The organism is Agrobacterium tumefaciens, from assembly GCF_005221325.1.
In the GTDB taxonomy this organism is placed as follows: Bacteria; Pseudomonadota; Alphaproteobacteria; order Rhizobiales; family Rhizobiaceae; genus Agrobacterium.
Window position 1 is genome coordinate 60,052 of record NZ_CP039893.1, and the last position, 13,786, is coordinate 73,837.

Here is a 13,786-nt window from a genome sequence, read left to right on the forward strand (position 1 = left end):
CAAAAATTCGCCTCAATGGAGAATTCTATGAAGTATTGCCTGCTGTGCCTAGTTGTCGCTTTGAGCGGCTGCCAGACAAACGACACATTAGCGAGCTGCAAAGGCCCGATCTTCCCGCTGAATGTGGGGCGATGGCAGCCTACTCCGTCAGATCTTCAGCTCGGCAATTCGGGTGGACGCTATGACGGGGCCTGAATATGCCATGCTAGTGGCGCGCGAAAGCCTTGCCGAGCACTATAAGGAAGTAGAAGCCTTTCAAACCGCGCGAGCGAAATCGGCGCGACGTCTCTCCAAACTCATTGCAGCTGTCGCAGCTATCGCGATTTTGGGAAATGTTGCTCAAGCGTTCGCTATAGCCACAATGGTGCCGTTGAGCAGGCTTGTGCCCGTATATCTATGGATACGGCCGGACGGCACCGTTGACAGCGAGGTGTCTGTCTCGCGATTGCCTGCAACTCAAGAGGAGGCCGTCGTTAACGCCTCATTGTGGGAGTATGTTCGCCTGCGCGAGAGTTATGATGCCGATACCGCTCAGTACGCCTACGACCTGGTATCGAACTTCAGTGCCCCAACAGTGCGCCAGGATTACCAGCAATTCTTCAACTATCCCAATCCCAGTTCGCCTCAAGTCATTCTTGGCAAACGCGGCAGGGTGGAGGTCGAGCACATCGCTTCAAATGATGTAACTCCAAGCACGCAGCAAATTCGCTATAAAAGGACCCTCGTCGTTGACGGCAAAATGCCGGTGGTGAGTACGTGGACCGCGACAGTTCGCTACGAAAAGGTGACCAGCTTGCCCGGCAGATTGAGACTGACCAACCCGGCAGGTCTGGTTGTCACCTCCTATCAGACATCGGAAGATACCGTTTCAAACGTAGGCCACAGCGAACCATGATCAGAAAAGCACTTTTCATTTTAGCATGTTTATTTGCCGCTGCGACTGGTGCGGAGGCTGAAGACACTCCAATGGCGGGCAAGCTAGATCCGCGCATGCGTTACTTGGCTTACAATCCCGATCAAGTGGTGCGCCTCTCGACGGCGGTTGGAGCTACTTTGGTCGTCACATTCGCCACGAACGAAACGGTGACAGCGGTTGCCGTTTCAAATAGCAAAGATCTAGCAGCCCTACCGCGGGGAAATTATCTATTTTTCAAGGCAAGCCAGGTCCTCACGCCTCAGCCAGTAATCGTGCTAACCGCAAGCGACTCTGGGATGCGCCGTTATGTTTTCAGTATAAGTTCCAAGACTCTGTCCCACCTCGATAAAGAGCAGCCCGATCTCTATTACAGCGTCCAATTCGCCTACCCCGCCGACGATGCGGCGGCTCGGCGAAGGGAGGCACAACAGAAGGCTGTTGTGGACAGACTACACGCGGAAGCACAATATCAACGGAAAGCTGAGAATTTATTGGATCAGCCTGTCACAGCCCTTGGTGCGGCGGACAGTAATTGGCACTACGTCGCCCAAGGCGATCGTTCGCTGTTGCCACTCGAAGTCTTCGACAATGGATTTACGACGGTATTCCACTTTCCGGGCAATGTACGCATACCCTCCATCTACACCATCAATCCTGATGGCAAGGAAGCTGTTGCCAACTATTCAGTTAAAGGGAGCGATGTCGAGATTTCTTCGGTTTCCCGAGGTTGGCGTCTGAGGGATGGCCACACAGTCCTATGTATCTGGAATACCGCTTACGATCCCGTTGGCCAAAGGCCGCAAACGGGCACGGTGAGGCCCGATGTGAAACGCGTCCTGAAGGGGGCGAAGGGATGAATAACGATAGTCAGCAAGCGGCACATGAGGTTGATGCATCTGGATCCCTGGTCTCCGACAAACATGGCCGGCGTCTTTCGGGGTCTCAGAAATTGATCGTCGGAGGTGTCGTTCTCGCGTTATCATTAAGCCTCATTTGGCTAGGTGGGCGCCAAAAGAAGGTGAATGAGAACGCATCGCCGTCAACTTTGATCGCAACAAACACCAAGCCATTTCATCCAGCTCCGATTGAGGTGCCGCCGGATCCTCCAGCGGTTCAAGAGGCTGTTCAGCCTGCTGCTCCTCTACCGCCGAGGGGCGAACCGGAGCGGCATGAGCCACGGCCGGAAGAAACACCGATTTTTGCATATAGCAGCGGCGATCAAGGGGTCAGCAAACGCGCCATTCAGGGCGACACGGGCCGAAGACAAGTAGGCAAGCGTGACGACAGCTCCTTGCCGAATGGCGAAGTGTCCGGCGAGAACGATTTGTCGATACGTATGAAACCCACCGAGCTGCAGCCCAGCAGGGCCACGCTCTTGCCGCACCCCGATTTTATGGTAACGCAAGGGACAATAATCCCGTGCATCTTGCAAACCGCAATCGACACAAATTTGGCAGGCTATGTAAAGTGTGTCTTGCCTCAGGATATTCGTGGAACAACGAACAATATCGTGCTTCTTGATCGTGGCACCGCCGTTGTTGGCGAAATACAGCGTGGCTTGCAACAGGGAGATGGGCGCGTTTTTGTGTTGTGGGATCGCGCCGAGACACCTGACCATGCGATGATCTCGTTAATATCGCCAAGCGCGGACGAACTCGGTCGCTCAGGATTGCCGGGCTCGGTCGACAGCCACTTCTGGCAGCGTTTTAGCGGAGCTATGCTCTTGAGCGTTGTTCAAGGCGCCTTCCAGGCAGCTAGCACCTACGCCGGCAGCTCGGGTGGCGGGATGAGCTTCAACAGCTTTCAAAATAACGGTGAGCAGACAACTGAGACGGCCCTTAAGGCAACCATCAACATACCGCCAACCCTGAAGAAGAATCAGGGTGACACTGTTTCCATTTTCGTAGCACGGGACCTCGATTTCTTTGGTGTTTACCAGCTCCGCCTGACTGGCGGCGCCACGCGTGGGAGGAACCGCCGCTCTTAATGAATTCAAATTTCCGCTTAGAGATAGGATACATTGTAAATGGAAGTGGATCCGCAACTACGCTTTCTTCTGAAGCCGATTTTGGAATGGCTCGATGACCCGAAGACTGAAGAAATTGCGATCAATCGACCTGGAGAGGCATTTGTGCGCCAAGCCGGCATTTTTACCAAGATGCCTTTGCCCGTCTCTTATGATGATCTTGAAGATATCGCAATTTTAGCGGGCGCGCTGAGAAAGCAGGATGTCGGACCACGTAACCCCCTCTGCGCCACTGAACTTCCTGGTGGTGAACGACTACAAATCTGTCTGCCGCCGACCGTTCCCTCGGGCACCGTCAGCTTGACCATTCGACGGCCAAGCTCGCGTGTTTCTGGTCTTAAAGAAGTCTCCTCCCGTTATGATGCTTCGAGGTGGAACCAGTGGCAGACACGAAGGAAACGCCAAAATCAGGATGATGAAGCTATCCTTCAGCATTTTGACAACGGGGATTTGGAAGCGTTTCTGCACGCATGCGTCGTCAGCCGACTGACGATGTTGCTATGTGGCCCTACCGGAAGCGGCAAGACAACAATGAGCAAGACCTTGATCAGCGCCATCCCCCCCCAGGAAAGGCTAATCACCATAGAAGATACGCTCGAACTCGTCATTCCACACGATAATCATGTTAGACTACTCTACTCCAAGAACGGTGCTGGGCTGGGTGCTGTGAGCGCCGAGCACTTGCTCCAAGCAAGTCTGCGTATGCGGCCGGACCGGATATTGCTTGGCGAGATGCGCGACGATGCAGCATGGGCTTATCTGAGTGAAGTCGTCTCGGGACATCCGGGATCGATTTCAACAATACACGGCGCGAATCCAATCCAAGGATTCAAGAAACTGTTTTCCCTTGTCAAAAGTAGCGCCCAAGGTGCTAGCTTGGAAGATCGCACACTGATTGACATGCTCTCTACGGCGATCGATGTCATCATTCCATTCCGTGCCTATGAGGACGTTTATGAAGTAGGCGAGATCTGGCTCGCGGCGGACGCACGACGCCGGGGCGAGACCATAGGCGATCTCCTTAATCAATAGTAGCTGTAACCTCGAAGCGTTTCACTTGTAACAACGATTGAGAATTTTTGTCATAAAATTGAAATACTTGGTTCGCATTTTCGTCATCCGCGGTCAGCCGCAATTCTGACGAACTGCCCATTTAGCTGGAGATGATTGTACATCCTTCACGAGAAAATTTCTCAAGCGCTGTGAACAAGGGTTCAGATTTTAGATTGAAAGGTGAGCCGTTGAAACACGTTCTTCTTATCGATGATGATGTTGCTATGCGGCATCTTATTATCGAATACCTTACGATCCACGCTTTCAAAGTGACCGCGGTAGCCGACAGCACCCAGTTCACTAGAGTACTCTCTTCCGCGACGGTCGATGTCGTGGTTGTTGATCTAAATTTAGGTCGTGAAGATGGGCTTGAGATCGTTCGAAATCTGGCGGCAAAGTCTGATATTCCAATCATAATTATCAGTGGCGACCGCCTTGAGGAGACGGATAAAGTTGTTGCACTCGAGCTAGGAGCAAGTGATTTTATCGCTAAGCCGTTTAGTACGAGAGAGTTTCTTGCACGCATTCGGGTTGCCTTGCGCGTGCGCCCCAACGTTGTCCGCTCCAAAGACCGACGGTCTTTTTGTTTTACTGACTGGACACTTAATCTCAGGCAACGTCGCTTGATGTCCGAAGCTGGCGGTGAGGTGAAACTTACGGCAGGTGAGTTCAATCTTCTCCTCGCGTTTTTAGAGAAACCGCGCGACGTTCTATCGCGCGAGCAACTTCTCATTGCCAGTCGAGTACGCGACGAGGAGGTTTACGACAGGAGTATAGATGTTCTCATTTTGCGGCTGCGCCGCAAACTTGAGGCGGATCCGTCAAGCCCTCAACTGATAAAAACAGCAAGAGGTGCCGGTTATTTCTTTGACGCGGACGTGCAGGTTTCGCACGGGGGGACGATGGCAGCCTGAGCCAATTGCATTTGGCTCTTAATTATCTGGCTCAAAGGGTGACTGAGGACGCGGCCAGCGGCCCCAAATCCACACTCAATATTTGGTGAGGGGTTCCGATAGGTCCCTCTTCACCAATTGCTCGATGGCTTCTCTCCAGCAAAGAAGGACGCGAGCGCGGCGGTAGCCAGCTTGTGGCCGAAAGCTCGAGCGGTCTCCAACCCCAACGGATCAAAATGACTTCGAGCGACCTCGAGCAACGCAACCGGGAACATGCGTGAGGTCTGAACGAGAACGGATTTTTCTGTAGTTGAAGGGATCGGATAGCTTTTCGGGGCCACGCGAAATGATCCATCTGCCAGCATGCTTTCGAAATCGTCCAACGCGCGCCTTAAAATCATTTGTAGCGACTTCGAGGGACTGTATTGCCGAACGAGGTTGTCATATGTTTTCGACACTTGAGGCGCGGGCGGTCGCGCTGAAAGAAAAACCTGGAGCTTTTTCGGGGACGGAGGTGGACTAAGGGCATCCACAGTTAGCTTAAGTTGTCGATCGGGACTGTAAATGTGATCGGCGACGAGAGGCTCACGTTGCTGGTCTTTCTCGTCGGCTTTTTCAGGCAAGTGCTGGAGGTCCAGCTTCTGGGGAACAAGTGTCGGGTTGGGATGGTGGATCTCGGGTCGAGCACCAGCAAGCCGCCGTGCTTCGCCGACCGACAACGCGGGCTTGTGAATTGCCATCTTCAAGCCTCCAAGATTTTGCTGATCAGTTTCGAAATGACCACGACTTCCTCCATCGCAATCCGAAGATTCCTCTCTATGAGGCGCATCGTCGGATCAGTTCCCGTGTTTAGTAATGTAAGATGCAACATGCCGCGTTCTTTCATCGCGGCAAATGCATCTCTTTCATGCATGGGAGACGGTACAACTGGAAGGCTCTCTAGCGTCTCTGACATCCTGCGTTGGGATGTTGTCAATCGGCCGACCGGGACGCGTTGGCGCAAAACAGCTGTAGGAATTGCCAAATTTTCACTCAACAGCAGCTCGATGACGTAGCGGTAGGTAGATAGTGCCTCATCGATGTCGAGCGGCGTTAGCATGGTTGGGATCAGAAGCAGGTTTGAGCTAGCGATGATTGTGTTGTTGAGCTCGCTCGAGCCGCCACGCGTATCGGCCAACGCATAATCAAATCCTTCGAGCTCGGCATTTTCATAGGCTGCTTCAAGAAGGGGCATTTCGTCGGCGGAATAGACTTCACAGCGAGGATCCCAGGTACTGCTTTGTAAGGCGTTTTCTCTCCATCGCGTCAGAGGCCGGTTTTCGTCGGCATCGAAGAGGGCCACTCGTTTACCGTCATTTGCCAAAGCAGCGCAAAGGCCCATGAGTGCGGTGGTTTTGCCAGCACCCCCTTTGAAAGAACAAAACGTCAAAAGTTGCATATTCTGATCCCGCCTATCCTGTGAAACCGGAGTGCATTTGTATTTTTGTTCGTATAAATGTTTTTGTGATTATCGATGAGTAAAAGCGTTGTTACACTATTTTTATTTCACATTCGTTATAAGACAATTGCAAATGTAGCAAGTATATTCAGTATTTACTGTAAATGTACTGTTGATTTCATATTGAGCAGGGCTAGACTTCCATCCGTCTACCCGGGCACATTTCGTGCTGGAGTATCCAGACCTTCCGCTTTCTTTGGAGGAAGCTATGTCAAAACACACCAGAGCCACGTCGAGTGAGACTACCATCAACCAGCATCGATCCCTGAAAGTTGAAGGGTTCAAGGTCGTGAGTGCCCGTCTGCGATCGGCCGAGTATGAAACCTTTTCCTATCAAGCGCGCCTGCTGGGACTTTCGGATAGTATGGCAATTCGCGTTGCGGTGCGCCGCATCGGGGGCTTTCTCGAAATAGATGCAGACACACGAGAAAAGATGGAAGCCATACTTCAGTCCATCGGAATACTCTCAAGCAATGTATCCATGCTTCTATCTGCCTACGCCGAAGACCCTCGATCGGATCTGGAGGCTGTGCGAGATGAACGTATTGCTTTTGGCGAGGCTTTCGCCGCCCTCGATGGACTACTGCGCTCCATTTTGTCCGTATCCCGGCGACGGATCGACGGTTGCTCGTTACTGAAAGGTGCCTTGTAGCACTTGACCACGCACCTGACGGGAGAAAATTGGATGCCCGATCGCGCTCAAGTAATCATTCGCATTGTGCCAGGAGGTGGAACCAAGACCCTTCAGCAGATAATCAATCAGCTGGAGTACCTGTCCCGTAAGGGAAAGCTGGAACTGCAGCGTTCAGCCCGGCATCTCGATATTCCTGTTCCGCCGGATCAAATCCGTGAGCTTGCCCAAAGTTGGGTTACGGAGGCCGGGATTTATGACGAAAGTCAGTCAGACGATGACAGGCAACAAGACTTAACAACACACATTATTGTAAGCTTCCCCGCAGGTACCGACCAAACCGCAGCTCATGAAGCAAGCCGGGAATGGGCAGCCGAGATGTTTGGGTCAGGATACGGGGGTGGCCGCTATAACTATCTGACAGCCTACCACGTCGATCGCGATCATCCACATTTACATATCGTGGTCAATCGTCGGGAACTTCTGGGGAAGGGGTGGCTGAAAATATCCAGGCGCCATCCCCAGCTAAATTATGACGGCTTACGGAAAAAGATGGCAGAGATTTCACTTCGTCACGGCATAGTCCTGGATGCGACTTCGCGAGCAGAAAGGGGAATAGCAGAGCGACCAATCACATATGCTGAGTATCGACGCCTTGAGCGGATGCAGGCTCAAAAGATTCAATTCGAAGATACAGATTTTGATGAGACCTCGCCTGAGGAAGATCGTCGGGACCTCAGTCAATCGTTCGATCCACTTCGATCGGACGCATCTACCGGCGAACCGGACCGTGCAATCCGACACGACAGACAACCGCTTGAACCGCACGCCCGTTTCCAGGAGCCCGCCGGCTCCAGCATCAAAGCCGACGCACGGATCCGCGTACCATTGGAGAGCGAGCGGAGTGCCCAACCATCCGCGTCCAAAATCCCTGTAATTGGGCATTTCGGGATTGAGACTTCGTATGTCGCTGAAGCCAGCGTGCCCAAACGAAGCGGCAATTCCGATACTTCTCGCCCGGTGACTGACGTTGCCATGCACACAGTCGAGCGCCAGCAGGGGTCAAAACGACGTCATGACGAGGAGGCAGGTCCGAGCGGAGCAAACCGTAAAAGATTGAAGGCTGCGCAGGTTGATTCCGAGGCAAATGTCGGTGAGCCCGACGGTCGCGATGACAGCAACAAGGCGGCTGATCCGGTGTCTGCTTCCATCGGTACCGAGCAACCGGAAGCTTCTCCAACGCGTCCGCGTGACCGTCACGATGGAGAATTGGGTGGACGCAAACGTGCAAGAGGTAATCGTCGCGACGATGGGCGCGGGGGGACCTAGAGACAGGAAGGACGGAATAATGGCAAATGGTCAGTTCACGATACGCTCTGCTCGCCCGACCTCCGTCGGGTTGACAGGCGAACGGCGTGGAGCCGCATCCGCCTATAGCTCTGCACTGTCCAATGTTCAAGGAAATGTTAGGGATAGGCCGATTCCAACTAGCTCATCAAGATTACCAAATGCAGCCATATTGCGTGATTCCTCGGGAAGAGCGTCGACTGGTCTGCGGTACATGGCGGCTACTCTTCATTGGTTTGCGATCGCGCCATTATCGCTAATAAACAGCAATGACCTGGCTCCGGCCGCTTATGACTTTGAGACGCGAAATAACGCAAGAAATGTGACTGCCAAAGTCGGCAGGGCAGTCCCTGTTCCCAAGCAAGGCGGGCTCGGTAAAACGCTCGCATCCGTACCCCATAGTACACGTATATCAAGGATCAATTCCGACCGAAGACTGCCCGCTGACGCAGAAGACCACCCTGAAACGCGCGACCCCCAGAAAGGAAGTGGCAGTCATGGTGCGACGCCAACCTTACATGAAAAGATTGGAACCGCGTTTGCTCGAAGATTGCGAAAGCATACGTACTATATTGTTTGCAGTTGCTGCCAGACCCGGAGCGCGTTGACGATGGGTGCAAAGATTTCGGTGAAGTCATGAACTCCAGCAAGACTTCGCCCCAGCGTATGACCCTGAGCATCGTATGTTCGCTGGCAGCCGGTTTTTGTGCGGCCAGCTGCTATGTAACGTTCCGCCGGGGCTTCAACGGCGAAGCGATGATGACGTTTGACGTTTTCGCTTTTTGGTATGAGACCCCGCTTTACTTGGGTTATGCCAGCACCGTCTTCTGGCGTGGTTTATCTGTTGTCATCTTTACCTCGCTGATCGTTCTTTCAAGTCAGCTCATCATATCGCTGCGCAATCAGAAGCATCATGGGACAGCTCGTTGGGCAGAAATTGGCGAAATGCGGCATGCTGGTTATCTGCAGCGTTACAGTCGCATCAAGGGGCCGATCTTTGGAAAGACATGTGGTCCCCTTTGGTTCGGCAGTTATTTGACCAATGGCGAACAGCCACACAGTCTTGTCGTCGCGCCAACGCGTGCTGGCAAAGGCGTCGGCATCGTCATTCCAACGCTGTTGACCTTCAAGGGCTCGGTAATCGCCCTTGACGTCAAGGGAGAATTGTTTGAACTGACGTCCAGAGCACGTAAAGCGAGCGGCGACGCAGTTTTCAAGTTCTCCCCCCTAGATCCTGAGCGGAAGACTCATTGTTACAATCCGGTCCTGGATATTGCCGCACTTCCGCCCGAACGCCAGTTCACTGAAACACGCCGTCTAGCTGCGAACCTTATTACAGCCAAGGGCAAGGGAGCAGAAGGCTTTATTGACGGCGCACGTGACCTGTTCGTCGCGGGAATCCTTACTTGCATTGAGCGTGGTACACCAACGATTGGCGCGGTATATGACCTATTTGCGCAGCCTGGCGAAAAGTATAAGCTTTTTGCGCAACTCGCGGAGGAAAGCCTAAACAAAGAGGCTCAGCGTATCTTCGATAATATGGCGGGCAACGACACGAAAATTCTGACATCGTACACCTCTGTGCTGGGCGACGGTGGACTGAACCTGTGGGCTGATCCGCTTATCAAAGCAGCGACAAGCCGGTCAGACTTTTCCGTTTACGATCTCCGGAGGAAGAATACCTGCATTTATCTTTGTGTCAGTCCCAACGATCTGGAGGTCTTGGCACCACTTATGCGCCTGATGTTTCAGCAGCTCGTGTCAATCTTGCAGAGATCGCTGCCAGGTAAAGACGAGTGCCATGAAGTTTTATTTCTCCTCGACGAATTCAAACACCTGGGCAAGCTTGAGGCCATAGAGACCGCGATCACAACCATCGCCGGTTACAGAGGCCGCTTTATGTTTATTATTCAAAGTCTTTCGGCCTTGTCGGGCACATACGATGACGCAGGAAAACAAAACTTTCTGAGCAATACCGGCGTACAAGTATTTATGGCCACGGCTGATGACGAAACTCCAACCTACATCTCAAAAGCTATCGGCGAATATACGTTTAAAGCGCGTTCGAGCTCTTACAGTCAAGCCAGAATGTTCGACCACAACATCCAGATTTCTGATCAAGGTGCAGCCCTTCTGCGCCCCGAACAAGTGCGCCTGCTAGACGATCAGAGTGAAATCGTTCTCATCAAAGGGCGACCTCCACTCAAATTACGAAAGGTGCAGTATTATTCCGATCGTACGCTGAAAGGCCTTTTCGAACGCCAGATGGGCTCTCTGCCTGAGCCCGCACCCTTGATGCTTTCCGACTATAGCAACGATCAAGTTCAATACCACTTGGCTCCGATAGCAAATTTTAATGAGGATGCTGCACCGCAAAACAGAACTGTGGCCGAGGACCAAGGAAGTGTTAAAGTCGGTGCTGATATCCCTGAACGCGTGATGGGAATAAATGGTGACGAGGAACAAGCCAATGCGGGCGAGATACCGCCGGAATCGGTTGTGCCTCCAGAATTGACGCTGGCTCTGACCGCTCAACAGCAATTGTTGGACCAGATTATTGCACTTCAGCAAAGATCGAGGTCCGCACCGGCATAGCCTGCGAAATGATCTTAATGGTGCAATTCGTTTCAGGCGGCATGTTGCGGTTCAACAAAGTGTACGCCAGATCCCAATTGGCCCTTTACGAGGTGTCGGTATGACAGGAAAGTCGAAAGTTCACATAAGGGGTTCGGCTGACGCGCTTCCTGACGTTCCTGGCGGTACTACCGCCCCTTTTTTAACCGAACCTTCTCGGGATCAGGCTGATGCCTCGTTTGAAGTCCAAACCGACTACAGCCAGTCTACTTCCGTGTCGTTTACCTATGATGGTGTTGAACTTGGTCCTGCCGAGCGTGCGGCTTACGAGAACTGGTGTGAACCGGGCCGGCCCACTTGGAAAGACCTTATAATCAAGGCACGTGTCGATCCGATTGACGATGTGACCTGGCTCCGAGATTTAGAAGAGGACACCCCCTCAACCTTCAGATACGAAGGGATGCCTCTGGGCATCGGGGAACGACAGGCCTACGAAGATTGGCAAGAAGACGCTCAGCCGACATGGGAAGACCTTGTTGTCAGCGCACGCATGACGGAACTTGGCCGTCCACACGGGATTACCGGCGAGTATACATCCCTCGCAGGATCGAAGAATGCAAGTTCAATTTCATTGAAGCGAAAGCGGAGCAACTTAATTGATGATGAGAATTCATCCGGATCGTTTTCATATGACGGGATGAAGCTCGGGGAAGCCGAGCGTTCTGCATATGGTGACTGGGCCGAGGCGGAGCCACCCACGTGGAAAGATTTGGTATTAAGGGCACGCGTTTCCTCGATCAATGACTCTGCTTGGCTTTTTGGTTCACAAACATCTTCATCATCATTTGAATACAACGGTGTTCCCTTGGGCGAGCCGGAACGGCAGTCTCTCAGACAATGGCAAGGAGACGCTCAGCCTACCTGGGAAGATCTCGTTGTTAACGCGCGTATGGCAGAACTTTGCCATGCTGGTTGGATTGAAGGTCAAAAAGGTTGCTTTGAAGAGCGCGGGGAGGCTCTGCCCGCGTCGGAACGCGGTTCGCAACGCCCCATTGGTCAACGGACAGATTCCTCCGATTCTTTTGTGTATGATGGCACAAGGCTCGGAGCACCTGAGCGAACTGCTTATGAACGCTGGAGTAAGAGGGAACGCCCGACTTGGGAAGATCTCATCTTAGATGCACGCCAGGCCAGGACTGAAAGTGGCGCTCTTTCGACCCAAGCGATTGGTCAGTCGTCCTCACCGGTTTTCTTATATGAAGGAAAGTCGCTCGGAGACAGGGAACGAAAGGCTTACGAAAAATGGCGGCAGCCAGCCCAACCGCGATGGCAAAATCTTGTAGTGAACGCTCGTCTGGCAGAAATCGATCCCTCAGCCTGGATTGCCGATGAGAGCGATCCGCTTGATGATAGCGACGCGCTTGGTCGCCCGTCGTACACAAGCTTGACGGATAGATCAGACGTCCCTTTAGACGATCAATCAATCTATCGTCGTTCCGACCAAGTAAGGGAGCCGGTGCCAGAATCGTCTCAAAGGCAATTCGCAGCATGTTCAGAATCTGAAACGAGGCCTGTGCAATGGTTTACTGCTTCTGGGTCAGATGCAAACAATACGGAAAATATCACCGCCAGCGATCCCGTCAATGGCACGGGTGGAGTTAAGCGGCTAGGCTCCAAAAGCGACAGAACCGTTACAGCTTCTATCCATGACGTGAATTCCAGTACAAGGCGATTGTTGCTTAACGAATTTGGATTGAAGGCTCCGCGCCCTTCGCCAGAAAAGACTGTTCGCTTAAGAAGCGACAATATTGGCACCTATGGGAGCCGGAAAAATGAACGAGCGCGGCTCGCGACCGAAACCGGTGCGTACGAGTCGGAGCATATTTTCGGGTTCAAGGCTGTCCACGATACCGCGAGAGCGACAAAAGAGGGCCGGCGTCTCGAAAGGCCCATGCCCGCCTACCTTGAGGATAAGGGGCTTCATCGCCAACATGTTGGCACCGGGAGAGGACGGACCAAACTTGTCGGGCGCGGATGGCCGGATGACACAAGCTATCGCTCGGATCAAAGGGCAACTCTGTCAGACCCCGTTGCGCGCTCGGAAGGCGCCACGGCCTCAAATGGGTATCAATTGAACCAATTGGGTTACGCGCATCAACTCGCTAGCGATGGCCTGCAAAGTGAATCGCCCGATGGTGTTGCCTTGCCAATTCAAGTGGCAACAACGAGCTACAACTATACAGTGAGCCGCGATCCTGTCCTTGTTCCGCCGGATAAAAACGAAGCCCCTCAATTGCTGCATCTTGGTCCCCGTGGGCAAACCGAAGCTGTTCTTGCCCGCGAAACAGCATTGACTGGAAAATGGCCGACTCTCGAGCGTGAGCAGCAAGTGTATCGCGAGTTTTTGGCCTTATATGACGTCAAAAAGGATCTTGAGGCCAAATCAGTCGGCGTAAGACGGAAAAAAAAAGAAGTTATTTCTGCGTTAGACCGAACTGCGCGCTTGATAAGCACGTCGCCTTCGAAAGCTCGATCCGAAGCAGAGACTGGAAAAGCCATTGACGAGCTCGATGATCGACGAGTTTATGATCCGCGTGATCGAGCTCAAGACAAAGCGTTTAAACGCTGATAAGTCGCCAATATAGTGATCATTTGCAGTATTTGCATCGATCGCTGGTTGATATTCTGCCGCTGGTCGACCGGCTGCTCGTCGCCAAAAAAGCTCACAGGGATACGATGGCCTCGGTCAGGCCGCGTGCGTCCTGTCTTTCCAGTTCCTCCCTTTCAGCTCGATTGTGGCATCATTTATTGCCTGCTCATTGCAGTTGAAACGCGATATCCGTTTCAA

Annotated in this window: 12 protein-coding genes; 10 read left to right on the forward strand and 2 right to left on the reverse strand. The window is 52.7% G+C overall.

The genetic code is table 11. The annotated features are described in order from the left end of the window. The first annotated feature begins 27 nt into the window (after positions 1 to 27). The 6 genes from CFBP5499_RS29065 to CFBP5499_RS29090 all read left to right on the forward strand — a co-directional run bounded on the left by CFBP5499_RS29065 (position 28) and on the right by CFBP5499_RS29090 (position 4,909). On the forward strand, positions 28 to 195 hold the full coding sequence (locus tag CFBP5499_RS29065) for a type IV secretion system lipoprotein VirB7 (RefSeq protein ID WP_012478077.1): 168 nt from the start codon (positions 28 to 30) through the stop codon (positions 193 to 195). Continuing rightward, a complete protein-coding gene (locus CFBP5499_RS29070; RefSeq protein WP_012478078.1) occupies positions 182 to 895 on the forward strand; it encodes a type IV secretion system protein VirB8 in 714 nt (237 codons plus the stop codon). Before CFBP5499_RS29065 ends, CFBP5499_RS29070 begins: the two co-directional genes overlap by 14 nt. After that, positions 892 to 1,773, forward strand: a complete 882-nt coding sequence (virB9, locus tag CFBP5499_RS29075) for a P-type conjugative transfer protein VirB9 (protein WP_012478079.1) — start codon at positions 892 to 894, stop codon at positions 1,771 to 1,773. Before CFBP5499_RS29070 ends, virB9 begins: the two co-directional genes overlap by 4 nt. Next, positions 1,770 to 2,903, forward strand: a complete 1,134-nt coding sequence (virB10, locus tag CFBP5499_RS29080; protein ID WP_080830728.1) for a type IV secretion system protein VirB10 — start codon at positions 1,770 to 1,772, stop codon at positions 2,901 to 2,903. The genes virB9 and virB10 overlap by 4 nt, the downstream gene beginning before the upstream one ends. Before the next feature lie 39 nt (positions 2,904 to 2,942). After that, a complete protein-coding gene (gene virB11 / locus CFBP5499_RS29085) occupies positions 2,943 to 3,974 on the forward strand; it encodes a P-type DNA transfer ATPase VirB11 (protein WP_012478081.1) in 1,032 nt (343 codons plus the stop codon). A 131-nt stretch (positions 3,975 to 4,105) separates the two neighbouring features. After that, on the forward strand, positions 4,106 to 4,909 hold the full coding sequence (locus tag CFBP5499_RS29090) for a response regulator (protein ID WP_012478082.1): 804 nt from the start codon (positions 4,106 to 4,108) through the stop codon (positions 4,907 to 4,909). Between the two features lie 110 nt (positions 4,910 to 5,019). Here CFBP5499_RS29090 and CFBP5499_RS29095 read toward each other — a convergent pair whose 3' ends face one another. Both CFBP5499_RS29095 and CFBP5499_RS29100 read right to left on the reverse strand, forming a co-directional pair. Beyond that, positions 5,020 to 5,628, reverse strand: coding sequence for a conjugal transfer protein VirC2 (locus CFBP5499_RS29095; protein ID WP_080830727.1), 609 nt, complete (start codon positions 5,626 to 5,628; stop codon positions 5,020 to 5,022). A gap of 2 nt (positions 5,629 to 5,630) precedes the next feature. Next, complete coding sequence (locus tag CFBP5499_RS29100; protein ID WP_012478084.1) at positions 5,631 to 6,326, reverse strand: conjugal transfer ATPase VirC1; 696 nt, start codon at positions 6,324 to 6,326, stop codon at positions 5,631 to 5,633. A gap of 268 nt (positions 6,327 to 6,594) precedes the next feature. Here CFBP5499_RS29100 and virD1 point away from each other — a divergent pair, with 268 nt between their 5' ends. The 4 genes from virD1 (at position 6,595) to CFBP5499_RS29120 (ending at position 13,567) form a co-directional block, all read left to right on the forward strand. Then, positions 6,595 to 7,038, forward strand: a complete 444-nt coding sequence (gene virD1 / locus CFBP5499_RS29105) for a T-DNA border endonuclease subunit VirD1 (RefSeq protein ID WP_080830726.1) — start codon at positions 6,595 to 6,597, stop codon at positions 7,036 to 7,038. Positions 7,039 to 7,041: 3 nt separating this feature from the next. After that, the gene (locus CFBP5499_RS29110; RefSeq protein ID WP_336470692.1) at positions 7,042 to 8,346 is read left to right on the forward strand and encodes a T-DNA border endonuclease VirD2; all 1,305 of its coding nucleotides are present in this window, start codon (positions 7,042 to 7,044) and stop codon (positions 8,344 to 8,346) included. Positions 8,347 to 9,000: 654 nt separating this feature from the next. Next, positions 9,001 to 10,959, forward strand: coding sequence for a type IV secretion system ATPase VirD4 (gene virD4 / locus CFBP5499_RS29115; protein ID WP_080830792.1), 1,959 nt, complete (start codon positions 9,001 to 9,003; stop codon positions 10,957 to 10,959). Between the two features lie 100 nt (positions 10,960 to 11,059). Next, on the forward strand, positions 11,060 to 13,567 hold the full coding sequence (locus tag CFBP5499_RS29120) for a virA/G regulated protein (RefSeq protein WP_137066581.1): 2,508 nt from the start codon (positions 11,060 to 11,062) through the stop codon (positions 13,565 to 13,567). Positions 13,568 to 13,786 lie beyond the last annotated feature (219 nt).